The following is a 24,329-nucleotide window of genomic DNA, read 5'->3' as shown; positions in this document are numbered from 1 at the left end:
ACGTTATTCCTCTTTTCGTATATGTATTTATCTCACTATATTAACTTTTATCATTCTAAAAATATTAAAGAAATTATATCATATATCGACCATTTTCTTATTCTATATTTCCGATAGGCCTAATTTAAATATCAATATATCATAACAGCTCAAACTTCGTAACTAATTGAAAATAAAAAAAGTGCAAGAAGAATACCCCTATTCTTCTTGCACTTTTTACTATTATCACAGTGATTAAAGCGTTTACAAATTATTTCAAAATAATTAGTAAATCCATTCATTCATTAATTTTGAGTAGTCAACTAATTCTTCTTCTTTAAAGAAAATAGCAATCTCGCGCTCTGCGCTTTCTAAAGAATCAGAACCATGGATAATGTTTTTCGCAACAGTTACACCGAAATCTCCACGAATTGTTCCAGGAGCTGCTTCATGTGGTCTTGTTTTCCCCATCATGTTACGCGCTGTATCTACTACACCTTCACCTTGCCATACCATTGCGAACACAGGTCCAGATGTAATAAAGTCTACTAACTCACCAAAGAAAGGTTTTTCCTTATGCTCAGCGTAGTGTTGTCCAGCAATTTCCGGAGTGACTTGCATTAATTTTGCACCAACTAATTGAAAGCCTTTTTTCTCAAAACGAGCTACAATTTCCCCAATGAAGGCACGTTGTACACCGTCTGGTTTTACCATTAGAAATGTTTTTTCCATAAAAAATCTCTCCACTTCTGAATTATGTATGTAATTGTATATCCCCACACACATATTATCACCCTTATCACAATTGTGCAATAGTTTTGAAATAGAGAGATTATTTTATTTTTTAGAATAAACATTAAAATTTTCGTTTTCCAATATACTTTGCAACATTTTGTAATGCGTACTTTGCTTGTCCACGTGGGAGTGGTTTTATTATTTCTAAAGCTTTATGTAAATAACGTTCACTAAACGCAAATGCTTGATCAATTGCTGTACTATTTTTTACAGCATCAATAATTTCTTGCATTTCACTTGCTGTTGAATTTTCATGTACAGATGTGATTTTCTGACGAAGTACGGGATCTTCCATCGCATATAAAGCAGGAAGTGTAATATTCCCTTGTAGTAAATCTCCACCAGCAGGTTTTCCAAGTTTCTCTTCTGTAGAAACGAAGTCTAAAATGTCATCAATAATTTGATAAGACATTCCTACAAAATACCCATACCAAAATAGACGATTTACCGTATCACGATTAGCACCAGCAGCAATCGCTCCCAATTGACAACTCGCGGCAATTAATAATGCTGTTTTTCGCTTTATTCTTCTTAAATACGTTCTTAAATTTTGGTCATAATTGTATTTATCTTTAATTTGTTCAATTTCACCTTTACAGACTTCTAAAATAGTATGCGATAACGCTTGATGTGCCTCTGGAATTTCGATATTTGTTATACATTCAAGAGACTTAGCGAACAGATAGTCCCCTGTATACATCGCAATACGATCTCCCCATTTTGCATTCACAGTCGCACTGCCGCGTCGTAAAAATGCAGCATCAATAACATCATCGTGAACAAGAGAAGCCATATGAATAAGTTCTAACGCAACAGCAACATGCTTAATTGCATCTAACTTATAATCTCCAAATTTCCCTGCAAGCAACACAAATACAGGACGAATTCGCTTCCCACCAGCTTCAATAAGCTGTAATGCTGCCTCTTCTACTAATGGCTGTTCAGAAGCGACTGTCTTTTTTAATTCTTTTTCTATCACATTAATATCCGATCGTAAAAAAGAGTACATAAGTTGTAACTTCATATTGTTCACCTTAACCTAAAACTTCTTTTTTCTATTTTGATTCTGGTTTAATACCTAAATGCATCGCTGCTACCCCAAAAGTAAATGGTTTTACTTGCACACGTTCAAGTCCAGCTTGCTCAAACATTTGAGCCAGTTCTTTCATCCCTGGGAACGTACTAGCAGATTCTTGAAGCCATGAATATTCTTTATAACTTTTCGCAAACATCTTTCCAAATAACGGCATGATATATTTAAAGTATAAAATATACCCTTGTCGAAAACCAATCATTGTTGGTTGAGATGTTTCTAAACAGATTACTTTTCCACCTGGTTTTACTACACGTGTCATTTCTTTTAATACGTGCATATAATCCGGTACGTTACGTAAACCAAACCCAATCGTCACATAATCAAACGTATTATCTTCAAATGGAAGTTCCATTGCATTCCCATGTAGAAGTTCTACTTGTTTTAATTGTAACGCCTCTACCTTTTGCTTACCGACAGATAACATATTTTCACTGAAGTCTAAGCCAACAACCTTTCCTTGTTCACCTACCGCTCCAGCTAGCGCAATTGTCCAATCTGCGGTTCCACAGCATACATCAAGCGCTTGACTGCCTGGTTGTACATCCATAATTCGCATCGTTTCTTTACGCCACGCTTTATGTCTTTGAAAACTAATTACAGAATTCATCACATCGTATTTATCAGAAATCTTTTCAAATACGTCATGTACTCTTTCTTCTTTTGATTGTTGCATGCTCGTACCTTCTTCCAATGTAAAATTGCTTATGTCTTCTATTTATCCCTTAACACAGAATTTATTTCATTAATGTCTATGTGATTTTCTAAAAATTGTTTTTCTTTCTTTCTCAATTCCATCATCCAACTATTAATCACTACTTCTGCTTTATCCCCTAAAGCATCTTGCATCGCTTGAAAAACAGGTGAATGTTGTTTATCAGCATACAATTGAATTTCTTTTTGAAGACGATTTCCACCTAATACGTATGTGATAAATGGCTTCCAATGTGATAAATGAAAATGATCACATGTTTTTTGAAGGAGCGCAGACTCAATCGTTACTACGCTTTTCATTATGTCATCCGTCGTTTCATGCGCTTTTTGGTATAACATAATTTTGTGTTCATTTATCTCTTTAATTCCTTCAGCAAGTGCACGAATTAAAACAATATCACGATTCATAGACAATAAATAATAATATAGTCCACTATAGTAATCGCCTGCAAGTACTGTTAATTGACGACATTTATGCGATTCAATCGCTTCCTCGCCTGCTTTATTTGATACCTTTTCATGCGTATCAAGCGCAATTTGCACAAGCATAATCGTTACTACGTAATGCTCAATTTGTTCTATATGTAAGTTTGCACTCTTTAAAGCACCATATAACAATGCTATCTTTTCTTCATCAATAAATGGTTCTTCAATATAGTTTATAAAATAAGGATGGCGTAATTTCTCCATCAATTTCTCTTTTATACCCGCATACCCTCCGTAGATGTCACACACAAAAAATCACCCTTGTTTTCTAATTCATAAAACTTATTATAACACATACACTCTATTTTCTATAACCAAAACTTGGCTACACCTACCATTCATGTAAGCAATTTTTCTAATCTCACTCTGTCTAGCTAAAACTATATCATTTATTTACTAAAAAAAAAAAGAAAAGCAGTTTCCCGCTTTTCTTTACTTCGTTTTAATAAACGATAAAATTTCACTGCGCGCTGCAGCATCATTTTCAAGCACACCACGCACTGCTGTCGTTACTGTTTTCGCACCTGGTTTTTTCACACCACGCATCGTCATACACATATGTTCTGCTTCTACTACTACCATTACACCATGAGGCTCTAATACTTCCATAATAGAGTTCGCTACTGTTGATGTAATACGTTCTTGCAGTTGTGGACGACGTGCAATTGTATCTACAGTACGAGCTAATTTACTTAACCCTGTCACCTTTCCACCTTGCGGAATATATGCAACGTGAGCAACTCCATAGAATGGAACTAAATGATGCTCACACATCGAATAAAATGGTATATCTTTTACTAGTACAAGCTCTTCGTGATCTTCTCCGAATACTTTATGCAAATGCTCTTTCGGATCTTCATGCATACCTGAGAACACTTCTGCGTACATTTTTGCAACACGTTTTGGTGTATCAAGTACTCCCTCACGATTTGGATCATCCCCAATCGCCTCTAAAATAAGGCGTACTGCATGTTCAATTTGTTCTAAATTAACTTTTTCCATCCGCTAGCCCTCCCGAAAACCTAAAAGTGATACGAACACATTCTAGCATATTTATGTTTTTAAAAGCAAAAAGAAGAGTTCCCAAAAAGGAAACTCTTCTTCCCTGTTAATATGTAAGGATTATTTAACCGCATCTTTTAACGCTTTACCAGGTTTGAATGCAGGTACTTTACTTGCAGCGATTTCAATCTCCTCACCTGTTTGTGGGTTACGACCTTTACGAGCCGCACGCTCACGAACTTCGAAGTTACCGAATCCGATCAGTTGTACTTTATCACCTTGTTTTAAAGCTTCTAAGATAGAATCAAAAACAGCGTCTACTGCTTTTGTTGCGTCCTTTTTAGAAAGGGAACTTGCTTCTGCAACAGCATTGATTAAATCTGTCTTGTTCATGCCATTCACCTCCTCCCAAAGATAAGACTGTATAATGATCATAAAATGAGTCTTACTTTCATTTGTAGGCAATTTTTACAAATTCTATACTACAAAGATGTAGATAAATCATTATCAACGCCTATATTATACGATTCTCCTTTATAATTCAATATTTTTAAGGAAATTGTTACTGTGAAAATGTGAAAATCTGATGAAACTTGACAATTTACAACAATGTATTAGATAATGACTGTTTATTTTTCTATTTTATAATCAAAAAAAAACAAAAAATCCCTCTACAATGAGAGGGATTTTTCTTATAGTATAATCGCAATTAATCCGCCAGATCCTTCATTAATAATTCTTTCTAGCGTTTCTTTTAATTTATATCTAGCGTTTTCTGGCATTAAGGATAATTTCGCTTGAATTCCTTCTCGAACAATTGAGCTAAGCGAACGTCCAAATATATCAGAATTCCAAATTGATAACGGGTCATCTTCAAAATCTTGCATTAAATAACGAACTAATTCTTCACTTTGCTTTTCAGTACCAATGATCGGTTCAAACGTTGACTCTACATCTACTTTAATCATATGAATGGATGGCGCTACCGCTTTTAACTTCACACCAAACCTTGAACCGTGACGAATAATTTCTGGCTCATCTAAGCTCATATCTGCTAGCGCAGGCGCTGCTACACCATATCCTGTTTGTTTAACCATACGCAGTGCGTCTGCGACTTGGTCGTATTCTGTTTTCGCATGAGATAAATCGAGCATAAGCTTCAATAAATGATCTTTCCCCCGAATTTCTACCCCTACTACTTCTTTTAAAATCTGATCATATAATTCATCTGGCGCATATAAATCAATCTCCGCCACACCTTGCCCCATATCAATGCCAGCTAAGCTCGCTCGATCAATAAATTCATATTGACTAAACTGCCAAACAACCCGATCCACATCACGAAGACGTTTTATATCCTTCACAGTTTCTTGAACTGCTTCTTGATAACTTTGACGCAACCAATGCCCTTCATTTAGCACCATTACCCAGCTCGGAAGGTTCACATTCACTTCTAATACAGGGAATTCAAATAGCGCTTCACGAAGTACATTATATACATCTGTTTCTCTTAAACTCTCCACACTCATTGCAATAACCGGGATATCATATTCTTCTGATAAACTTTGGCGTAATTGCTCTGTATCTGGATGATACGGCTGTACCGTATTAATTATCATAATGAAAGGTTTTCCTACTTCTTTCAATTCATTTACAACGCGTTCTTCTGCCTCTATATAATCTCTTCTTGGAATTTCACCAATTGTTCCATCTGTTGTAATTACAACACCAATTGTTGAATGTTCTTGAATTACTTTACGCGTGCCGATTTCTGCAGCTTCATGGAATGGAATAGGTTCTTCATACCAAGGGGTATTAATCATGCGCGGGCCATTCTCATCTTCATAGCCCTTCGCTCCTGGAACCGTATATCCAACACAATCTACTAATCGAATATTCACTTCAAGTCCTTCATCTACTTCGATAGAAACCGCTTGGTTTGGAACAAACTTCGGTTCCGTCGTCATAATTGTACGACCAGCAGCACTTTGAGGCAATTCATCCTGCGCTCTTTGACGGTCAGACTCATTCTCAATATTTGGAATAACTACAAGTTCCATAAATTTTTTAATGAATGTTGATTTCCCTGTTCGAACAGCTCCTACAACTCCAAAATAAATATCACCGCCTGTTCGTTCTGCAATATCTTTAAAAATATCTACCTTTTCCAAGTGATTCCCTCCCTCAAAATTTTTGGGAATAATTCCGCGTTTATAGTCAACTAATACCTTCTCTAACGTTGCCTATAATATCTGATATAATATAATGGTATTCTAGAAGTTCGGACAATATATCATATAATTTTGTCCAATTTCATATGACTATTAAAAAATATCTTTTGTTTGCATCGTAAGTTGTATAACATAAAAAACCTTTCTTCTAGAACTTATTCACTAAAAGAAAGGTTCATGACTTATGATTTTAAAAAAATTGGTTCTCCGTCCTTTACTGTGTACGGTAAAGAATAAGCTGGTACAAACGGGGAACCTTTCGAAAGTATATTTCGAATATCTTCTCCCTCCGTAAACTGCCCTTCATTTTTTTTCAAAGCGTCATATAAGTCGATTCTATAATCAACAAAAACTTCTCCTTTTTCATTAATTACAAAAGGAAGTCCTTTACCAGAATATGGACTTGTCACTTGTGGCACATCTTTATATCCTAGTTTTTTAAAATCCAATTCATATACACCATCTGAAATTACTTTTTTAAAAGGTGGATATTGATGTTCATCACGATACATCCTAAGCTTTAAAGATAGTTCCTGAATTTGTTCAGCCATCCTAACATCAATTAACTTTACTGTTGGATTTGTTTCAACGTCTATTAATACGTATTGATATACTCCTCCACTTTCATATGCATTCCCTGGTGCTTCTTGTATGTAACGCGGGGCAATCTGTTGAAAGTCGATTGGATACTTTTGATAAATAGGTGTACTCATATCCCTCGTCTTAATTGGCAATATCCCATCATTTTGCTCCTTAAATGTCACAACAGCTTTTTGAACAACCTGTAGCTGATCTTCATAAGGAACCGCATTTTGCTTCATATTTTCTTTCGGATACAGACACCCCGTTAAAAGGCTCATACAACAAAATATTAAAATAATATGGACTTTTTTCACTAGCATCACCTTTTCATACTAATATAACTTGCTCCGTATGTAGTATTTTCGAGACCATTCCATTTACTGCTGTACAGGTCCACTAAATACAACAAGAAAAATAACAATTCCTGACACAACCATAAGGGTGTACGCTACTAACGCTGTAATCCCTTTCAAAAATTTATTCTGTATTTTATGTCTACTTAATAAAATAAAACTTACTGCAAAAAACATAAATCCAATTGCCCCTAAAGCCAACCACATTTTCATAAGCCCTTCTGACATATACACACCCCTTTTTATTAATCTATTTTTATACTATTTTAACAAATTAAAATCTTTAAACAAATACAAAAAGAACATTTTACTACAAATTACGAATATGTAACTTTAATCAATAGGTTTTTCAGCATTTTCCACTAATCTAGATAAAAATAAAACCGAAGCGATTGTATCTCTCGCTTCGGTTGACCAAATATGCCCAAAAACAGCTCTATTCCCATTCTTTCATGGCTATCATATGCAATCTACAAACTCTTTGTTTCTCATAATTTATTTTTTAAACATTTTGCTTAACGAGCCAAAATCTGCTGGCATATTATTATTAATAATCGCTTTTACAATTTGATCCTCTTGCTCTTTCGGCACTTCACGTCCCGCCATAAGAGCCACTTGATGAATTAATTGACGAAGTACAGTTTCATCACGTAAATTCGCATTTTGCACGGATGACGCTAATTTAAAAATATCCTCTTTATTTACTTTCGCTTCCTTCTCAATATTATTAAAAATGTTATTATCCATTCTTTTCACCCTCTCCTCAAGTTACTCTTCATCCTATGCAAAAATAAAAAAATGGTGAAAAGACCCATAAAATAAAAAAGCGACAGAAGTACAAATGTACTTCTGTCGCTTTTCTTTACAGTAAGTCAGGTATAGCTTCCACTTCATGTTTTCGAACACGTCCCATCAATGAGCCTACCGCATCTTTTACGTTATTCCCATTGAACAGCACGTCATATAAAGCAGCTGTAATCGGCATTTCAACTTCCATTTTCTCTGCCAATTCATGAGCAGCTTTCGTTGTTCTTACACCTTCTACAACCATACCCATGCTTTCTAACACTTCTTCTAAAGAATGTCCTTTTCCAAGCATATTTCCAGCGCGCCAATTTCGGCTATGAACACTTGTACAAGTTACAATTAAGTCTCCCATACCGGTTAGACCAGCAAACGTTAACGGATTCCCGCCCATTTTTCTTCCTAAACGAGCAATCTCTGTTAAACCACGTGTCATCAATGCCGCTTTTGCATTATCACCTAATCCAAGACCATCAGTTATACCAGCAGCTAATGCGATAATATTTTTTAACGCACCACCAAGTTCAACTCCAACGATATCTGGATTTGTGTATACACGGAAATAACTATTCATAAATAAATCTTGTACTTCCTCAGCCGCTTCCATACGCTTTGCTGCAGACGTAACTGTTGTCGCTTGTCGTAAACCAACTTCTTCAGCATGACTCGGTCCAGACAATACAACAACATCTTTAATTAAGTTCTCTGGAATTTCTTCCTCGATCACTTCCGAAATACGTTTTGACGTACCAGGTTCAATCCCTTTACTCGCATGAATCCAAGTAATCGGTTCTGTAACAATTTCTTTCATCTCTTGTAATACATCTCTGTACGCTTTCGTCGGTACTACTAGCAGTACTGTATTTACATCTACTAATGCTTCTTCTAAAGAAGAGTAGGCTACGATTGTGCTTGGCAATGTAATGCCTGGGAGATATCGACTATTCTCATGTTTCGTATTCATTTCATCCATAAGTTCTGAGCGATTTCCCCAAATACGTACATCATGTCCATTGTCAGCTAATACCATCGCTAACGCTGTTCCCCAGCTACCTGCTCCTACTACTGTGATTTTTGTCATAAAATCACATCCTCTCCATTAGTCTCTTGCTCGAGCAATAATGTGAATCGGCGTTCCTACAAAACCGAACGCTTCACGTAAACGATTCTTTAAGAAGCGCTCATATGAAAAGTGCATTAATTCTGTATCGTTTACAAACACAACAAATGTCGGTGGTTTTACCGCAACCTGTGTCGCATAGAAGATTTTCAGACGGCTACCATTATGAGTCGGTGTTGGATTCATCGCTACCGCATCCATAATTACATCGTTTAATACGTTTGTTTGTACACGGATACTATGGCTTTCATTTACCTCATTGATAACCGGTAATAACGTTTGTGTACGTTTTTTCGTTTTTGCAGATAAGAATACAATCGGTGCATAATCCAAGAATTGGAAATGAGCACGAATATTTTCTTCAAATGCTTTCATTGTTTTTTCATCTTTTTTCACTGCATCCCATTTGTTTACAACGATAATAACAGCTCGTCCTGAATCATGAGCATATCCAGCGATTTTTTTATCTTGCTCAATAATTCCTTCTTCTCCGTCTAAAACAACTAAAACAACGTCAGAACGTTCAATCGCTCTAAGTGCACGAAGTACACTATACTTTTCTGTACTTTCATATACTTTTCCTTTTTTACGCATACCAGCTGTATCAATGATTACATAATCTTGATCATCTTTACTATATGGTGTATCGACAGCATCACGCGTCGTTCCTGCGATATTACTTACAATTACACGTTCTTGACCAAGAAGTGCATTTACAAGCGATGATTTCCCTACATTTGGACGTCCAATTAAAGAGAAACGGATTGTTTCATCGTCATACGCCTCTTCTTCAATCTTTGGAAAATGATTTGCAGCTTCATCTAACAAATCACCAAGTCCTAAACCGTGTGTACCTGAAATCGGGAATGGCTCGCCAAATCCTAATGAATAAAAATCATAAATATCACTACGCATTTCTGGATTATCAACCTTATTTACCGCAAGTACAATTGGTTTTTTAGAACGATACAAAATTTTAGCAACTTCTTCATCCGCTGCAGTTACACCATCGCGACCATTCGTCATAAAAATGATAACATCTGCTTCATCAATCGCAACTTCCGCCTGTTGACGAATTTGTGTCAAGAACGGCTCGTCTCCAATATCAATTCCACCTGTATCAATAATGTTAAACTCATGATTTAACCATTCTCCCGCACTATAAATACGGTCTCGAGTTATACCTGGGATATCTTCTACGATTGAAACTCTTTCTCCAACTATTCTATTGAAAATAGTAGATTTTCCTACGTTCGGGCGGCCTACTATTGCTATTACTGGTTTCGGCATATACTTTCATCCTTTCAACTTGCTTCTGTTTATTATGTAAAAAACCCTTCTTTGTGCAAGAAGGGATTTGCATTCCAGAATATTTCTCAACGTATCAAAACACCTCACATTATAACACACGTTCCTAATGTTTCACAATAATATATACATTCTCTTGTAAGCGATGCGCAATACCATCTAAAATTGCCTCTAAATTATTTGCAACAAATTCTAGTTCCTCCATCGACTCACAAACAAATAAAGGAGCACCACCTGCAAATTTTTCTGGCGCTGTTGTAATAACTGCCAGGATAACGCTTTCTAACATCATCTCTTATCTCCCCTTCCTTTCGGGGCTTCCGATGACATATGGACGGCACTTTCTAACGTTGGTACATTTCCTATAACACTTATCGCTTTCTCTGCATCTTGATCTTGCGGTAAGACAAAAATTCCAACCCTACCATCCTCTAAATCACGCTTTGCTAACGGTACAAGCGCTGGTGTACCAGAATCTCTATAAATCCCTAGCGCCACCGAAACATCGTGTAAAACAGCTTGCCGTTGCCCTAAATTTGAGATTGTCACCATCGCATCAATTGATTTCGGTTTTAAAATAAACCCCATGCCATATTTCATAATCTCTTCTTGCCTCGCCGGCAATCCAATATTCATAATATAAATATTATCAATATACAGTCCTGCCCCTTCAAAACGAAGGGGCACGTGCTCAATTTCAACAAGATCATGTAGCCTTTTTCCAGACATTAATTTTTTCGCAATAAAAAATGCGATTATAGCCATAATTACTCCCGCAATCCATGAACGGAACCCTATATACGCAAATGTCGTTGCAAACGACGTTAACATCGCCAAATAGTTGCGACTTTCAAAAACCAATGCAATTCCTTCAATATATGTATTTCCACGCGGTACGAGCTCATATCCATCTAATTGTTGAAGCGTGTTTCTTTCCATATTACGTACATCACGAAATTGTGTTGCCGCTAACGTAAGAAATGTAATGGCAGAAAAATCTTTTTTCAAAATAGACGGGATTGCAATCGCTCCTAAAGCAGCTGCAATTAACCCCATTGCAATATGAATAATTTTCCCATGCAGCCTCGTCGGATATTGCCGCGTATCCGTCCGAAGCATTAACACTCTTGTAACTGTCCCCGCTATTACGCCGCATAAAATGGCTGATGTATATTCAGTCATGCATTACCCTCGCCTTTCTTTTACGTGTTTTTCTCTTAAACTGTTCCATGTATACTGATGCTTTTGCAATCCAAAACAATACTACCATGAATAATGTAGAAACGGCGACGATATCAAAAAATGCTAAACTACCGTAATCATATGGAAAATTCAATTTCCGAAAAATAAATGTCACTAGCAACTCTCCTTGTAACATCCCTACATATAGGGAACATAATCGTAATATGCGATCCCCATGCAATAACACCGATGCATACACAAGAGCACTACTTAGCAGAAACACTCTATCCACCACAATCCAAATCGGATCATATATTTCTAACAAATGAAAACTTGTATATAACATTGCAATAATAAGTGCCGAAAGTAAGCTATATAATTTTTTCCAAACAGAATATAGCGTAATTCCTATAAAAGAAATAATACAAAGTAGAAGAGCATTTACTGATACCACGAATGAGGCAATCGTTACATGTAACGGAGAGCAAATTATAAAAATCATTATACAAGCGCCTAACTTCCACCGAATAGGGTCCTTTTTCATAAAAAAGGTTACGATGATCCACCCTATCCAAGCTACAAAATAAAAAGTACTTCCATCCATCAACTTCACCTCCTATGTTTTCCATTATGGGAACTTTTTATGAAAGTTAATCCACTTTATTTACGCATAGTTTTTTCTTATAACAGCAACACTTTTAACAAGGAGGTGTTATTTATTATGGGTAAAGATCGCCAAGAACGAAAACTACGAGAATCACGCCGCGTTGAATCTGATCGTAATCAATCACTACAATATCCAGGTGCAACTGGACTTGATACACCAGAGCAGGCTCGAAAACAAAACCAGCACTAATTAATACAAAAAGACGGTTTCGATGTTGTACGAAACCGTCTTTTGCATAATCATTTTAATGATTTTTATTTATATTGAAATAATATTTTGTGTACTATATCCTCCTATCACTTCTTTTACCCCCACCTATTTCCCTTATAAAAGCAAGTCCTCTCAAAAATCCAGTAACTAATCATCTTCATTTTTTAACCTTTTTTCAATTACAATTTTTATAAAATACCAATTCCATTCTCCACTTTATATTACGAGAAAGAAAAGAAAACAAAAAATCAACCGAACGGTTGATTTTTTATCTCCTACTATAATGCGCAGTATCAATACCACGCTGCATTAACCAATGATATGTTTCACCTTTTACAACAAGAGGTACAGATTGCAACTCTTCTATCGTCTTCGCACCAAGAGCTGTCATAATAAATTTCAAATCTGTATGTAGAAGCTCAATTTCATCCACTAATTTCTCGATACCATCTTGCATTAAAATACGTAAAAAGTAACCAGCAAACGCAGTTGTATTCGCCCCTAATGCGATTGCTTTCGCTACGTCAAGCGCTGTCTGTATACCCCCTGATGCAATAAAAGAGAGGTTATTATTTGTAGAGGTTGCTTCAATAATCGAGGTTGCTGTTTGTATGCCCCAGTTATTAAAATAAGAAAGCATTCGCTGTCTTCTTTCATTTTCAACAGCAGCAAAATTCGTACCACCTTGCCCACCAATATCAATTGCCGTTACACCTACGTTCGCTAACTGTTGCATTGTTTCCTTACTCATCCCAAATCCAACTTCTTTTACAATGACAGGAACTTTACTATTTAAAACAATTTTCTCAATACGCTGAAGTACGCCAGTAAAATCACGGTCTCCTTCTGGCATCGTTAACTCTTGTATGACATTTAAATGAATTTGCAATGCATTCGCTTCAATCATATCAACGGCACGCTCTGCCTGCTCGATAGTTGCCTCACTACCTAAATTAGCAAAGAAAATACCATTTGGGTTTACCTTTCTGATCACCTTATAAGAAGCAGCCTCACTTTCATCTTTTAACGCCGCCATTTGCGAACCTACAGCCATAGCAAGGTTATGTTGTTTCGCTACATATGCTAATTGCTCATTGATATGTAACGTTTTCTCTCCTCCACCACCAGTCATCGCATTGATAAAAATCGGCGAACTTAGTGAAAGTTCGCCGATTTTTGTTTCACATGTTATTGTGTCATAATTTGAATTTGGCAAGCTTTGATGCACAAAATCAATATCATGAAAGCCATGCGTACGAGACTGACCAGTAGAAAGAGCGTATTCAATATGATCTAATTTACGTTTTGCCCTTACCACTTGTACCCCTCATTATTTCTTTAATTTTTTCAGTTGTTCACCAATAATATCACTTAATTGGAAAGTAGCAGAATCAGCATTTGGCTCATACTGACTATAATCTTCAATTACATTATTTTCCTCAAGCGCTTCTTTTATACTTAAAGAAATACGTTTCTCTGCTGCGTGAACTTCAAGTACTTTCACTTTTACTTCTTGTCCCATTTCCAATACTTCATTCGGATTTTTCACGTGACGATTTGCAATTTGAGATACGTGTACAAGTCCTTCAACGCCAGGTAAAATCTCAACGAATGCACCAAATGTAACAAGGCGTTTTACTACGCCCTCACGAATATCTCCAGCTTTTATTTCGCCAGCAACGTTTTCCCAAGGTCCTGGTTGAGCTGCTTTAATCGATAAAGAAATACGTTGTGTATCAGCATCAACAGATAACACCTTTACCTTAACCTTTTGACCTTGCTCTAAAACTTCAGAAGGTTGCTCTACACGTTCGTGTGAAATTTGTGAAATGTGAACTAAACCGTCCACGCCACCAACGTTAACGAAAGCACCAAAGTCAGTTAATCGTTGCACTGTTCCTTCAACAACGTCCCCTTCTTTTAATGAAGAAATTGCTTCTTTTTTCTTAGAATCTAGTTCTAATTCTACTACCGCTTTATGCGAAAGGATTACACGATTTTTTTCACGGTCTAATTCAACAATTTTCACCGCTAACGTTTTACCTTTATAGTCAGTAAAGTCTTCTACATAATGTACTTCTACAAGTGAAGCTGGGATAAAACCGCGAACCCCAAGATCCACAACTAATCCGCCATTCACAATATCTTTTACAGTAACATCAAACACATGACCAGAAGTAAATTTCTCTTGTAATTCTACCCATGCTTTTTCTGCATCAACAGCACGTTTAGACAAGACAAGATCATCTTCTTCTAATTTAATAATTTTCAACTCTAGTGTTTGATCTAATTCTACAACATCGCTTGCTTTTTCAATATGAACGTTAGCTAATTCACTAATTGGAATTACGCCATCTGTTTTGTATCCAACATTTACAAGCACTTGTTTCTCTTCAACTTTCGTTACAGAACCTGTAACAACGTCACCAACTTGTAATTCTTTTGAATCCATAACTTCTTCATTCATTTTCTCTACCATGGAAATACCTCCCTACAGAATTGACAAAGCATTTTTTATGTATATACGAAATGAAAACAAAGTTTTCATTTGCATGTTTAAGAATTTCTCATCACATACTTTTTTCAATACCATTCATAAGAAAATATATTAAACCTATATAAATAGTATACAGCAAAACCAGCTTGAAAAAAGTATGTTTTGAAATATAATAGCGAATATATTCTGACAGTTTTATTCCTCTTTAACTAACTTCTTACAAATCAGCTCATTTGTCAAGGAAAGAGACTCACAATTCACGTATCCTTTACATTTCTATTTAAACAAAAAAGAAAGGGGATCATCCCCTTTCTTTATTTCGCAAACACTCCTGAAACAATACTCATAATTTTTTGGACAACTTCTTCAATTGATAAAGAAGTCGTATCTAATTCCAATGCATCATCAGCCTTTTTTAGTGGAGAAACTTCGCGTTCTGAATCTAATTTATCACGCTGAGCAATTTCTTCTTTTAGCTGCTCTAAATTAGAATCGAAACCTTTATTTAAATTTTCTAAATGTCTTCTTTCCGCTCTTTCTTCAACAGAAGCAAGCATAAAGATTTTCACTTCAGCATCCGGTAATACATGTGTACCAATATCACGGCCGTCCATTACAACGCCGCCTTTTTTCGCTAAATCTTGCTGACGGCGTACCATTTCTTCACGAACAAGGCGATGCTTTGCTACAATAGATACTCGATTCGTCACATCAGGTGTACGAATTACTTCAGAAACATCTTGTCCATTTAAAAATACAAGCTGTGTATTTTCTCCTTGCTGAAATTCAATATTTACATTCCTTACAACTTCCATTAACTGCTCTTCATTTTCAATATCTACTTTTTGTTCAAGGGCTGCATATGTAAGCGTACGGTACATTGCGCCTGTATCAATATAAACGTAAGAAAGTTCCTTCGCAACAACTTTTGCCACTGTACTTTTACCAGCAGCTGCTGGACCATCTATAGCAATTGAAATTCGTTTATCCATTGTAACACCTCATTTTTTCACTTATAAAACAAAACGAAAAGCAGGTGTTCACCCTGCTTCTTCTCATTTGCTTCACGTCATTAAATCCTCAATTATTGTAGCATAATCCTTCATAGAAGAAAATGAAAACTACCTATTCACCTGTAAGATTTCCGCTTTGTCTTTTACCATGACACCTTCATAATAAACAATTTTAGATAAATATTTCACTGATGACTTATGTATAAATAACAATTGCACAACAGAAAGACAAATAAATTGTATTATTAATATACGAATAAAAATTCTCTCCATCTTTTCCACCGTAATTGCTCCCTCCTATACTATATTTACACATCTCGTTTCGTAATTTTATACATCGTACATATAGCAGTTAATTTTATTGTCATTTGCGAGGCATACTTTTATACATTTCCATTGTCGAATTTACTAAAAACATGTTATGTTCTAAATGTATTTTTTACTTGAAAGGGGTATAAGAATTGAAAAGAATCCTAGTTTTACACACAGGTGGAACAATTGCAATGGAGGAGGATAAAGAAACTGGAGTCGTACAACCAGGTGAAAAAAATCCTCTTTTAAAATTCATTCCTGATTTAGAAGGCGATGTTGATTTAATCGTTGAAGATGTGTTCCATTTACCATCTCCCCATATGACACCGAGCGAAATGTTACAATTACAAGTCATCATTGATGAAAGAGTAAAACAAGACAACATTCATGGCGTAGTCATTACGCATGGTACTGATACATTAGAAGAAACAGCCTATTTCTTAGATTTAACAGTACAAGCAACTATTCCGATCGTTGTGACAGGTGCAATGCGCTCTAGCAATGAATTAGGTGCTGACGGCCTATATAACTTCTTATCAGCTGTAAAGGTTGCTAGTTGTGATGAAGCTGCAGAAAAAGGTGTTTTAGTCGTATTAAATGACGAAATTCATTGCGCTACAAATGTAACGAAAACACATACAAGTAATGTCGCAACATTCCAAAGCCCACAATACGGACCAATTGGAATGGTAACAAAACGCGGCGTTGTCTTCCATCACGCTTTAGTACATCATGAAACATATACGATAAACACAGTGTCTAAAAATGTAGTTGTTCTAAAAGCATATGCTGGCATGGATGATACATTATTAGCAGCAATCGAAAATCTTCCTGTAGACGGTATTGTTATCGAAGCGCTCGGACAAGGTAATCTACCTCCAAGAACACTTCCTAGTCTAGAACGATTATTAAATAAAGGTATTCCTGTCGTATTAGTTTCTCGCTGTTTCAACGGTATCGTTCAAGACGTATATTCGTATGAAGGTGGCGGTAAACACTTAAAAGATATGGGCGTTGTATTCACATACGGCTTAAATGCACAAAAAGCACGTATTAAATTACTTGTCGCATTAGAGAATACAAATTCTCATGAATCCATTCAAAATATGTTTATGCACGAATAAAAAGGAGTTGTCGAGATTTTCTCGACAACTCCTTTTTATTTTTCTCTTGATGCAATGGTTTGCGCAATCGCATCTCCATGAAATCTACCGTTCTCGATAAATATTTCATTTGCATTATTTCCAGCAGCAATGACACCTGCAATGAAAATATTTTCAGCATTCGTTTCCATTCTATCCTCTGTATAAATTGGACGTCCTGTTTCTTCATCAATCTGAACACCCATCTTCGTTAAGAAGCTATGATCAGGATGATAACCAGTCATCGCAAATACAAAATCGTTTTGGATTGTATAAACTTCACCATCAACTGTAAACGTTAATGTATGCTCAGTAATTTCTTTCACATGAGCCCCGAAATGCATTTGAATTGTACCGTTTCGTACTAACGCCTCAAATTCCGGCAAAATCCAAGGCTTTATGCTTGGCGAATACTCAATTCCACGATACAGTACCGTTACACGCGCACCAGCTTTAACAAGTTCTAATGCGGCATCTACACTCGAATTTTTCCCACCTATAACTACTACGTCTCGATCAAAATAAGGATGCCCCTCTTTAAAATAGTGAGCTACTTTCTTCAATCCCTCACCTGGAACATTCATATAATTTGGATTATCATAATATCCAGTTGCTACAACAATATATTTCGCTATATATGTTTCTTTACTTCCGTCACACTTTGTCGTCTCAACTTGAAAAACTCCTCCATCTTTTTGAACTTTCTCCACTCGCTCAAAAGCATTTACACGTACAGATTTACGTTTTACTACTTCACGATAATACGCAAGCGCTTGATTTCGAACTGGCTTACGATTTTCTGTAATAAAAGCTACATCACCAATTTCTAATTTTTCACTAGAAGAGAAAAATGTTTGATGAGTTGGATAATTATAAATGGCATTTACAATGTTTCCTTTTTCAATTACTAACGGATTTATCCCTACCTTTTGCAACGAAATCGCTGCCGCTAATCCGCACGGACCGCCTCCGATTATAATAACTGTTTCTTTCTGCATACTCGTCCACTCCTAGTCTTCTACCAATACACTATTTATAAAAACAAGAAAAAACCTACTTACAGCAGTAGGTACCTATCTTTATTGTATTCATTTTTCATATATTTGTCATCTAAACGAAACGTACATCCGATAGACATCTGCTAAAAACTGCTGAAATTTAATACCTTGTTTCCCTAATACATTCTCAGGATCAATCTTTCTAGCTGGATCAAGCGTTTTATGTGACACGATATCTTTTTTCGGATTTAAGCCAAAGTTTTGGCATAAATACGCATGATACCATGTAAAACGATTATATGCTTCCCAAAAGTTAACATCACCGCCATAACAAAGTTCCACTCCAATGGCCGCCTTATTCGCGTCATAGCCGTATAAGTCATTATCCGTCGGCACACCATATCGAACATGATACGCAACTTCATTTATAGGAATAATCTCCAATATTGTTTTATCATCTATAAATGTATGCGCCGAAGCTTTCGGTTGTAATTCATTAAAGTAATCTCGATTTCCTATCGCATTGCTTCCTGGATTCCCCGTATCATGGCTTACAATAAATCTCACTTTAGTCAGAGGAATCCCCGGCCGTGAACTTCCATATCCAATATAGTTGCGTTCTATAGGAAACATCGCCATTGCTACCAACTCCCGCTCTAGAAGATTACCTTACTTCCTTATATATGTATTCGGTAGCAACGTCCTTATCGCATATTTCTTACACGAAGAGAAAATCGAAAATATTTGAAGTGAACACCATAAACAACAAGATACTTACAGCCACTCCATAAAAACCGTAAAACCAAACACAATCTTCTTTCGTATCTAAACCGAAAAATTTATTTACCGATTGTAATAATGTGCCACGCTTGCTTTGTTTGTTTCGTAATACTTCCACTCGCTCTACAACATCTGCTGGCATCATAAATCTTTGGTCTACTGTCATTTTCATCATTTATCTCTCCTTAAAATCATTTCCGTTTTGTTTATCTAAGGAGAGTATAGCACGTTTGTTCGTATAGAACAAGCGTTCTTTTTTTATTTTTATTTTATTTTTCAGCAAGCCAAGTAAAAATTGAGATTACAACGGCAATAATCGGCCCTACTACAACCACACCAAATATCAAAAACAGTAGCCCTTCTCCGAACATTCTAACGGTACTTACTTTTCGAGCTTTCATCGTTCTTGCAAGTTCTCCCTCTAACCTCTTAACCTTTTCTTCTAATTGTTCTACTCGTTCCAGCATTTCATTCTCCATATATAACACCTCATTTAATACTTCAACAAAAAAACGTGATTCCCTCGAAAGGAAATCACGTTTTCTCAAGATATAATATTTTATACCCAACCTCTGAAGCGGCTTGCTTCAGCCATTTTACGAACACCAACCATGTACGCCGCTAAGCGCATGTTCACTTTACGAACTTGTGCTGTTTCATAAATAGAATCAAATGATCTTACCATTACTTTTTCTAAACGTTGTTCTACTTCTTCTTCAGTCCAGTAGTATCCTTGGTTATTTTGTACCCACTCAAAGTAAGATACTGTTACACCACCAGCACTTGCTAACACGTCTGGAACAAGTAAAATTCCGCGATCTGTTAAAATTTTAGTCGCTTCTAATGTTGTTGGACCATTTGCAGCTTCAACAACGATTTTCGCTTTAATATCATTAGCATTTTCTTCTGTAATTTGGTTCTCAATTGCAGCTGGAACTAAAATATCGCAATCAAGTTCTAACAATTCTTTATTTGAAATTGTATTGTTAAATAGCTTTGTTACTGTACCGAAGCTATCACGACGGTCTAATAAATAATCAATATCTAATCCGTTTGGATCATGTAACGCACCGTAAGCATCTGAGATTGCAATAACTTTCGCACCTGCATCATGCATAAATTTAGCTAAGAAGCTACCAGCATTACCGAACCCTTGGACAACAACGCGTGCACCCTTAATATCAATGCCACGTTTTTTCGCAGCTTCACGAATACAAATTGTTACACCTTTCGCTGTTGCTGTTTCACGGCCATGTGATCCACCTAATACAAGCGGTTTACCTGTAATAAATCCTGGTGAATTAAATTCATCAATACGGCTATACTCATCCATCATCCATGCCATAATTTGAGAGTTTGTGAATACATCTGGAGCTGGAATATCTTTCGTCGGACCTACGATTTGGCTAATTGCTCGTACATAACCGCGGCTTAATCTTTCTAACTCACGGAATGACATTTCACGTGGATCACAGATAATTCCACCCTTACCTCCACCATATGGTAAATCAACAATACCACATTTTAAACTCATCCAGATTGAAAGTGCTTTCACTTCATTTTCTGTTACATTCGGATGGAAGCGAATTCCACCTTTCGTTGGACCAACAGCATCATTATGTTGTGCACGATACCCTGTAAATATTTTAACAGTCCCGTCATCCATACGAACTGGTATTTTCACTGTCATCATACGAATTGGTTCTTTTAATAATTCATATACTTCGTTTGGATAACCCAATTTTTCTAACGCTTCACTAATAACAATTTGTGTTGAATTCAATAGTTCAAAATGTTGTTCCCTTTGTTGTTGTGTTTTTGTTTGAGTTCCCTTTTCGGCTACCATAGTAAGTAAACCCCCTGTAATTTCACTTGTTTAGTAAACCTTCATTGCCTAGTATACACCCTTAAATTTGGAATGCAATAGAAAACGCTAACAAATATATACAAACTATTTTCTGTTGCAAGCGTTTTCACTATTATTATAGTCCTTTTATTACTTTTAGAAAAGTAAAATACTTAAATATTTAAATATTTTTTATTTTACTCAAACATACTCCCATAAAACTGCATATTTTATTTTAAAAAAGTATGTTGGAGTATTTACAATCATCCCTTCCCTTATCCAAATAAAAACAAAACCTCAGCTATGTTGTATTAGCTGAGGTTTTGTTTTTTCACAAAGTAATTGTGTATTTGTTCTATCGCATTAAAATCCATTAATTCTTTACCGTACTCCATTATGCGATAAATAGTTGCGGTAGACGGATTACCGTATTCCGCTAAAATAGCTATAAAATCCGCCTTTAACAATTGAATTTGTTCCTCTTCTTCCATCCAAAGATAGAAGCGCTTATCCCACGTATATAGCTTTCCGCCAGTTACACCAAGGTTATATAAGCGATTCGACAGGTTAATTATGTCATCTAGCGTAGCAAACTCATATAATATATGCTCACTTTCATCTAGAGTCACTTGCATTTCAATAAACTCGTCACGAAACTCATCATCTGTATCCATTTCTTGATTTTCTTTCGTTACAATTACAACCATCCCTTGTGCTTGTAGAGAAAATACTTCAACTGCAATCGGACCATCTGCTTCAAATCCTAATTCCTTATTTGCTTCTTGCATCATATCACGAAATAATTGCTGTACTTTCGGCGCATTTCTCCATAAATCTTCTTTCGTTAATCCTCGTTCAGATAAATCATCAAATGTTAGAAAAATTTTTATCTTATTGTAATTTAATCGTTCCAGCCTCATCTCATACCCTCCCTACGTAACCAATGCATCTAATTTTTATTATATGAAATAGAAAATAGATGGTTCTTTTCGAACAACTATTCCGACATTTTTAACCATTCATCCCATTCTTCTTTTGTATCACCAATTAAGGTTGTTTCAATGTCCAACTGGTTTAGAACGCCTAGCTTTCCGATAAAGCCAACAGAAAGAGATTCCCTTTTTTCTTGTAATAAATTTATAAAGTTCATCGTCTTTTTCATTTCTTGTTCGTCAGCAAAAGATACAAATACATATTTCGGCTGTATTTCTTCTACCGCTGACAACATACCATCTTCAGCTAAGCTTGTCCTAATATATATCGCCTCATATCCTTTTAAGCGTAAATACGTTGAAAAAATAAATCCTTGCAATGCATTCTTTTCTAACACAATAACTTTGTGTAAAGAGGAAAACATTGAGGCATTGTGATACACCATTCCTAGACGCGTTTGTAAAAATGATAGTGCATATTGGAATTGCGCCATTGAAATCTCATTATTATTTTTTGACATTAATAAATTGTCTGTCACTCGAAGAACGATACTGGCAACAACCTTCTCTGTTGAATATATACTAAAAGCTTCGTTTAATAATGCAGTAATTGTAATTTCATCAAATTTTAACAAAGCTTGTAGCAAATCGTCCACTAAAACAACTTCTTTATCAAAAGGTATCTCTTTTTGAACTGTACTCTGCAAACGATTCTCTTCTAATAACTGAACTGCTTGTCCAATCATCATACCGGAAGAAACTTTTTCCATTAACCATTTTAAAATTTGAATATGTTCTTCTGTATATAAACGATGCCCAGCTTGATTCCGCTTTGGGGCAATAATTTGATATCGTCTTTCCCATGCACGAAGCGTACTCGGCTGAACTCCAATTATATTCGAAACAGCTTTTATATTATATTTTCCACTAAGAGTTGGCATCATTTCCCTCCGCACAATGTAATAATATGTGTTTGAGCAGGTGCTCGGAAACGAAGTGGTATCAATGTTGTTCCGTACCCATTACTAACAAAGAGAATGGTATTCAAATGGTTATATACGCCACCTTTTAAATATTTTTTAGATGGGAATAATCGGATTTGTCCCCCATGCGTATGTCCACTTAATACAAGTGAAATCTGCTCATTTCCAGACATCTTTTTTATTATATCAGGGTTGTGACTAACTAAGATACGAAAACCTTCTTCTTTACAATCCGCCAATGCCAAATCTAGACGATCACGGTGCAATCCAACATCATCTATACCGAGCAAACAAATTTTCTCTCCTAATTCAGACTCAAATACCACTCTTGTATTATCTAAAACTTTTACGTTATTTTCTAATAATAACGCATCTAATTCATGATATTCTATCTCATAATCATTGTTTCCCCACACAAAATATACAGGAGCTATCTCTCTTAACTTTTGAATATTCGCAGAGATTTTTGATAAAGAGACACCTTTCTCTGCTAAATCTCCTCCGATAATTACTAGATCTACTTTTCCTTTTACTTGTTCAATTAACAAATTCGAAATAACTCTTCTATGAATATCAGAAATAAAAAACACATTTACTTTTTGAAAACTTTTCGGAAATTCTTTAAATACTAAAGTATGTTCCAACACCGTATTACGCGTCGCTTCTTTATACATCACAAGAAGTAATAAAATCCCAATGCCTATGAGAGTACTGAATAATATAATCCATATCATATTTTTTACTCCCCTCCTCATAAAGATAATCCTAGGCTTTTATAACAAATTGTGATCGCTTAATTCACTAGCTCTCTTGCTTTGTGGATTTATCTTTTATCGGAATTTTTAATTCTTGCCCTGCACTCACTTCATCTTCTTGCAAGTTATTATACTTTTTAATGACTTCAATCCCATTTTCATCCGAAAAATATTGCTTCGCTATACTTTCTAAAGTTTCTCCCTCTTTCACAGTATGCGTTATCGCTTTTTCAGACTGTTTCTGTGAATCAGATTTAGCTGAATCAAAGAAGATTACTTCAAACGCACTTTTCCCGGCATTATTACTATCGCCCTTCACCTGAATATATTTATCCGTATACCACAAAATACTAATTGGCAGCAGAATGAATAGAAATGTTAAAACCCGGACGAAAATGTGATTTATTTTAAACTTTTGTTTTTTCTCTTTATTTCTATGAATTTCACTACGCGGCGGTAAACTTTCTTTTTCTTCCACTCGCTCAACTTCTAATTCCTCTTCAAAATCAGGAATTCGTTTCCTCATGTTGTTCACCACCACCTTC

General features: G+C 35.8%; 30 protein-coding genes. 2 read left to right on the top strand and 28 right to left on the bottom strand.

Translation table 11 applies throughout. The features are described 5' to 3' along the window. Positions 1-264: 264 nt before the first annotated feature. From ndk to AC0ONG_RS06195, 15 genes are all read right to left on the bottom strand, one after another. Positions 265-711 carry a nucleoside-diphosphate kinase gene (ndk, locus tag AC0ONG_RS06265; protein ID WP_000415883.1) on the bottom strand — a complete coding sequence of 149 codons (447 nt, stop codon included), beginning with the start codon at positions 709-711 and terminating at the stop codon, positions 265-267. Between the two features lie 124 nt (positions 712-835). After that, positions 836-1,798, bottom strand: coding sequence for a heptaprenyl diphosphate synthase component II (gene hepT, locus AC0ONG_RS06260; protein WP_000776078.1), 963 nt, complete (start codon positions 1,796-1,798; stop codon positions 836-838). Between the two features lie 31 nt (positions 1,799-1,829). Beyond that, complete coding sequence (menG, locus tag AC0ONG_RS06255) at positions 1,830-2,543, bottom strand: 2-heptaprenyl-1,4-naphthoquinone methyltransferase (protein WP_001187674.1); 714 nt, start codon at positions 2,541-2,543, stop codon at positions 1,830-1,832. Positions 2,544-2,581: 38 nt separating this feature from the next. After that, complete coding sequence (locus tag AC0ONG_RS06250; RefSeq protein WP_000332840.1) at positions 2,582-3,316, bottom strand: heptaprenyl diphosphate synthase component 1; 735 nt, start codon at positions 3,314-3,316, stop codon at positions 2,582-2,584. A 183-nt stretch (positions 3,317-3,499) separates the two neighbouring features. After that, on the bottom strand, positions 3,500-4,069 hold the full coding sequence (gene folE, locus AC0ONG_RS06245; protein WP_000416925.1) for a GTP cyclohydrolase I FolE: 570 nt from the start codon (positions 4,067-4,069) through the stop codon (positions 3,500-3,502). A 120-nt stretch (positions 4,070-4,189) separates the two neighbouring features. After that, positions 4,190-4,462, bottom strand: a complete 273-nt coding sequence (locus AC0ONG_RS06240) for an HU family DNA-binding protein (RefSeq protein ID WP_001043860.1) — start codon at positions 4,460-4,462, stop codon at positions 4,190-4,192. A gap of 299 nt (positions 4,463-4,761) precedes the next feature. Beyond that, complete coding sequence (spoIVA, locus tag AC0ONG_RS06235; RefSeq protein ID WP_000416521.1) at positions 4,762-6,240, bottom strand: stage IV sporulation protein A; 1,479 nt, start codon at positions 6,238-6,240, stop codon at positions 4,762-4,764. Positions 6,241-6,482: 242 nt separating this feature from the next. Continuing rightward, on the bottom strand, positions 6,483-7,196 hold the full coding sequence (locus AC0ONG_RS06230; RefSeq protein ID WP_000755479.1) for a hypothetical protein: 714 nt from the start codon (positions 7,194-7,196) through the stop codon (positions 6,483-6,485). Positions 7,197-7,259: 63 nt separating this feature from the next. After that, positions 7,260-7,463 (bottom strand): DUF2768 domain-containing protein, encoded by a 204-nt coding sequence (locus AC0ONG_RS06225; protein WP_001289006.1) that lies wholly within the window; start codon positions 7,461-7,463, stop codon positions 7,260-7,262. Positions 7,464-7,730: 267 nt separating this feature from the next. Continuing rightward, positions 7,731-7,982: a stage VI sporulation protein F gene (locus AC0ONG_RS06220; RefSeq protein WP_000369753.1), complete on the bottom strand. Its 252-nt coding sequence runs from the start codon at positions 7,980-7,982 to the stop codon at positions 7,731-7,733. Positions 7,983-8,097: 115 nt separating this feature from the next. Further along, positions 8,098-9,120 carry an NAD(P)H-dependent glycerol-3-phosphate dehydrogenase gene (locus tag AC0ONG_RS06215; RefSeq protein WP_000161783.1) on the bottom strand — a complete coding sequence of 341 codons (1,023 nt, stop codon included), beginning with the start codon at positions 9,118-9,120 and terminating at the stop codon, positions 8,098-8,100. Positions 9,121-9,138: 18 nt separating this feature from the next. After that, positions 9,139-10,449 (bottom strand): ribosome biogenesis GTPase Der, encoded by a 1,311-nt coding sequence (der, locus tag AC0ONG_RS06210; RefSeq protein WP_001125890.1) that lies wholly within the window; start codon positions 10,447-10,449, stop codon positions 9,139-9,141. A 124-nt stretch (positions 10,450-10,573) separates the two neighbouring features. After that, positions 10,574-10,759 carry a capping complex subunit for YIEGIA gene (locus AC0ONG_RS06205; protein ID WP_000979048.1) on the bottom strand — a complete coding sequence of 62 codons (186 nt, stop codon included), beginning with the start codon at positions 10,757-10,759 and terminating at the stop codon, positions 10,574-10,576. Beyond that, positions 10,756-11,649, bottom strand: a complete 894-nt coding sequence (locus tag AC0ONG_RS06200; protein ID WP_000141605.1) for a YIEGIA family protein — start codon at positions 11,647-11,649, stop codon at positions 10,756-10,758. The genes AC0ONG_RS06205 and AC0ONG_RS06200 overlap by 4 nt, the downstream gene beginning before the upstream one ends. Next, the gene (locus AC0ONG_RS06195) at positions 11,642-12,253 is read right to left on the bottom strand and encodes a YphA family membrane protein (protein ID WP_136997015.1); all 612 of its coding nucleotides are present in this window, start codon (positions 12,251-12,253) and stop codon (positions 11,642-11,644) included. The genes AC0ONG_RS06200 and AC0ONG_RS06195 overlap by 8 nt, the downstream gene beginning before the upstream one ends. 117 nt (positions 12,254-12,370) lie before the next feature. Here AC0ONG_RS06195 and AC0ONG_RS06190 point away from each other — a divergent pair, with 117 nt between their 5' ends. Further along, on the top strand, positions 12,371-12,505 hold the full coding sequence (locus AC0ONG_RS06190; RefSeq protein WP_000513902.1) for a YpzI family protein: 135 nt from the start codon (positions 12,371-12,373) through the stop codon (positions 12,503-12,505). A gap of 289 nt (positions 12,506-12,794) precedes the next feature. Here the strand turns inward: AC0ONG_RS06190 and AC0ONG_RS06185 are convergent, their stop codons facing one another. From AC0ONG_RS06185 to AC0ONG_RS06170, 4 genes are all read right to left on the bottom strand, one after another. Further along, positions 12,795-13,844: a type 2 isopentenyl-diphosphate Delta-isomerase gene (locus tag AC0ONG_RS06185; RefSeq protein ID WP_000251041.1), complete on the bottom strand. Its 1,050-nt coding sequence runs from the start codon at positions 13,842-13,844 to the stop codon at positions 12,795-12,797. Positions 13,845-13,856: 12 nt separating this feature from the next. Further along, entirely contained in the window at positions 13,857-15,005 is a 1,149-nt protein-coding gene (rpsA, locus tag AC0ONG_RS06180) for a 30S ribosomal protein S1 (protein WP_000229557.1), read from the bottom strand. Positions 15,006-15,337: 332 nt separating this feature from the next. Beyond that, positions 15,338-16,015: a (d)CMP kinase gene (cmk, locus tag AC0ONG_RS06175; RefSeq protein ID WP_000361254.1), complete on the bottom strand. Its 678-nt coding sequence runs from the start codon at positions 16,013-16,015 to the stop codon at positions 15,338-15,340. A 129-nt stretch (positions 16,016-16,144) separates the two neighbouring features. Continuing rightward, entirely contained in the window at positions 16,145-16,318 is a 174-nt protein-coding gene (locus tag AC0ONG_RS06170; RefSeq protein WP_000413849.1) for a YpfB family protein, read from the bottom strand. Positions 16,319-16,497: 179 nt separating this feature from the next. On the opposite strand from AC0ONG_RS06170, the gene ansA reads away from it, so the two are divergent. Further along, entirely contained in the window at positions 16,498-17,472 is a 975-nt protein-coding gene (gene ansA, locus AC0ONG_RS06165) for an asparaginase (protein WP_000822011.1), read from the top strand. Between the two features lie 35 nt (positions 17,473-17,507). Here the strand turns inward: ansA and AC0ONG_RS06160 are convergent, their stop codons facing one another. From AC0ONG_RS06160 to AC0ONG_RS06120, 9 genes are all read right to left on the bottom strand, one after another. After that, a complete protein-coding gene (locus AC0ONG_RS06160) occupies positions 17,508-18,488 on the bottom strand; it encodes a YpdA family putative bacillithiol disulfide reductase (protein ID WP_001168517.1) in 981 nt (326 codons plus the stop codon). 108 nt (positions 18,489-18,596) lie between these two features. Beyond that, positions 18,597-19,127 carry a peptidoglycan recognition protein family protein gene (locus AC0ONG_RS06155; RefSeq protein WP_001240655.1) on the bottom strand — a complete coding sequence of 177 codons (531 nt, stop codon included), beginning with the start codon at positions 19,125-19,127 and terminating at the stop codon, positions 18,597-18,599. 79 nt (positions 19,128-19,206) lie between these two features. Then, positions 19,207-19,443, bottom strand: coding sequence for a DUF3961 domain-containing protein (locus AC0ONG_RS06150; protein ID WP_002083150.1), 237 nt, complete (start codon positions 19,441-19,443; stop codon positions 19,207-19,209). A gap of 94 nt (positions 19,444-19,537) precedes the next feature. Continuing rightward, positions 19,538-19,747 (bottom strand): hypothetical protein, encoded by a 210-nt coding sequence (locus AC0ONG_RS06145; protein WP_000426765.1) that lies wholly within the window; start codon positions 19,745-19,747, stop codon positions 19,538-19,540. An 80-nt stretch (positions 19,748-19,827) separates the two neighbouring features. Further along, positions 19,828-21,114: an NAD-specific glutamate dehydrogenase gene (gene gudB / locus AC0ONG_RS06140; RefSeq protein WP_000225173.1), complete on the bottom strand. Its 1,287-nt coding sequence runs from the start codon at positions 21,112-21,114 to the stop codon at positions 19,828-19,830. Positions 21,115-21,425: 311 nt separating this feature from the next. Continuing rightward, positions 21,426-22,034 (bottom strand): genetic competence negative regulator, encoded by a 609-nt coding sequence (locus AC0ONG_RS06135; protein WP_001235399.1) that lies wholly within the window; start codon positions 22,032-22,034, stop codon positions 21,426-21,428. A 77-nt stretch (positions 22,035-22,111) separates the two neighbouring features. Next, entirely contained in the window at positions 22,112-22,987 is an 876-nt protein-coding gene (locus tag AC0ONG_RS06130; protein WP_001142722.1) for a MerR family transcriptional regulator, read from the bottom strand. Next, on the bottom strand, positions 22,987-23,763 hold the full coding sequence (locus tag AC0ONG_RS06125; RefSeq protein ID WP_000637788.1) for a metallophosphoesterase: 777 nt from the start codon (positions 23,761-23,763) through the stop codon (positions 22,987-22,989). Before AC0ONG_RS06125 ends, AC0ONG_RS06130 begins: the two co-directional genes overlap by 1 nt. A gap of 67 nt (positions 23,764-23,830) precedes the next feature. Next, complete coding sequence (locus tag AC0ONG_RS06120) at positions 23,831-24,310, bottom strand: LysM peptidoglycan-binding domain-containing protein (RefSeq protein WP_001231548.1); 480 nt, start codon at positions 24,308-24,310, stop codon at positions 23,831-23,833. Positions 24,311-24,329: the final 19 nt, after the last annotated feature.

It is taken from the genome of Bacillus sp. TCT6 (genome assembly GCF_056033845.1).
The sequence above is the reverse complement of the archived record's forward strand: the minus strand, read 5'-3'. Positions and strand labels throughout refer to the sequence as shown.

What these genes read in the sequence shown, in the direction of transcription:
- AC0ONG_RS06195 (WP_136997015.1), bottom strand. Translation starts at nt 12,253, where the DNA reads ATGGATGGAAGTACTTTTTATTTTGTAGCTTGGATAGGGTGGATCATC.
- ndk (WP_000415883.1), bottom strand. Translation starts at nt 711, where the DNA reads ATGGAAAAAACATTTCTAATGGTAAAACCAGACGGTGTACAACGTGCC.
- AC0ONG_RS06135 (WP_001235399.1), bottom strand. Translation starts at nt 22,034, where the DNA reads ATGAGGCTGGAACGATTAAATTACAATAAGATAAAAATTTTTCTAACA.
- rpsA (WP_000229557.1), bottom strand. Translation starts at nt 15,005, where the DNA reads ATGGTAGAGAAAATGAATGAAGAAGTTATGGATTCAAAAGAATTACAA.
- gudB (WP_000225173.1), bottom strand. Translation starts at nt 21,114, where the DNA reads ATGGTAGCCGAAAAGGGAACTCAAACAAAAACACAACAACAAAGGGAA.
- AC0ONG_RS06225 (WP_001289006.1), bottom strand. Translation starts at nt 7,463, where the DNA reads ATGTCAGAAGGGCTTATGAAAATGTGGTTGGCTTTAGGGGCAATTGGA.
- cmk (WP_000361254.1), bottom strand. Translation starts at nt 16,015, where the DNA reads ATGGATAAACGAATTTCAATTGCTATAGATGGTCCAGCAGCTGCTGGT.
- AC0ONG_RS06215 (WP_000161783.1), bottom strand. Translation starts at nt 9,120, where the DNA reads ATGACAAAAATCACAGTAGTAGGAGCAGGTAGCTGGGGAACAGCGTTA.
- AC0ONG_RS06125 (WP_000637788.1), bottom strand. Translation starts at nt 23,763, where the DNA reads ATGATATGGATTATATTATTCAGTACTCTCATAGGCATTGGGATTTTA.
- AC0ONG_RS06150 (WP_002083150.1), bottom strand. Translation starts at nt 19,443, where the DNA reads ATGATGAAAATGACAGTAGACCAAAGATTTATGATGCCAGCAGATGTT.
- AC0ONG_RS06240 (WP_001043860.1), bottom strand. Translation starts at nt 4,462, where the DNA reads ATGAACAAGACAGATTTAATCAATGCTGTTGCAGAAGCAAGTTCCCTT.
- AC0ONG_RS06160 (WP_001168517.1), bottom strand. Translation starts at nt 18,488, where the DNA reads ATGCAGAAAGAAACAGTTATTATAATCGGAGGCGGTCCGTGCGGATTA.
- folE (WP_000416925.1), bottom strand. Translation starts at nt 4,069, where the DNA reads ATGGAAAAAGTTAATTTAGAACAAATTGAACATGCAGTACGCCTTATT.
- AC0ONG_RS06155 (WP_001240655.1), bottom strand. Translation starts at nt 19,127, where the DNA reads ATGGCGATGTTTCCTATAGAACGCAACTATATTGGATATGGAAGTTCA.
- hepT (WP_000776078.1), bottom strand. Translation starts at nt 1,798, where the DNA reads ATGAAGTTACAACTTATGTACTCTTTTTTACGATCGGATATTAATGTG.
- der (WP_001125890.1), bottom strand. Translation starts at nt 10,449, where the DNA reads ATGCCGAAACCAGTAATAGCAATAGTAGGCCGCCCGAACGTAGGAAAA.
- menG (WP_001187674.1), bottom strand. Translation starts at nt 2,543, where the DNA reads ATGCAACAATCAAAAGAAGAAAGAGTACATGACGTATTTGAAAAGATT.
- AC0ONG_RS06200 (WP_000141605.1), bottom strand. Translation starts at nt 11,649, where the DNA reads ATGACTGAATATACATCAGCCATTTTATGCGGCGTAATAGCGGGGACA.
- AC0ONG_RS06130 (WP_001142722.1), bottom strand. Translation starts at nt 22,987, where the DNA reads ATGCCAACTCTTAGTGGAAAATATAATATAAAAGCTGTTTCGAATATA.
- AC0ONG_RS06220 (WP_000369753.1), bottom strand. Translation starts at nt 7,982, where the DNA reads ATGGATAATAACATTTTTAATAATATTGAGAAGGAAGCGAAAGTAAAT.
- AC0ONG_RS06190 (WP_000513902.1), top strand. Translation starts at nt 12,371, where the DNA reads ATGGGTAAAGATCGCCAAGAACGAAAACTACGAGAATCACGCCGCGTT.
- AC0ONG_RS06205 (WP_000979048.1), bottom strand. Translation starts at nt 10,759, where the DNA reads ATGATGTTAGAAAGCGTTATCCTGGCAGTTATTACAACAGCGCCAGAA.
- AC0ONG_RS06120 (WP_001231548.1), bottom strand. Translation starts at nt 24,310, where the DNA reads ATGAGGAAACGAATTCCTGATTTTGAAGAGGAATTAGAAGTTGAGCGA.
- AC0ONG_RS06145 (WP_000426765.1), bottom strand. Translation starts at nt 19,747, where the DNA reads ATGGAGAATGAAATGCTGGAACGAGTAGAACAATTAGAAGAAAAGGTT.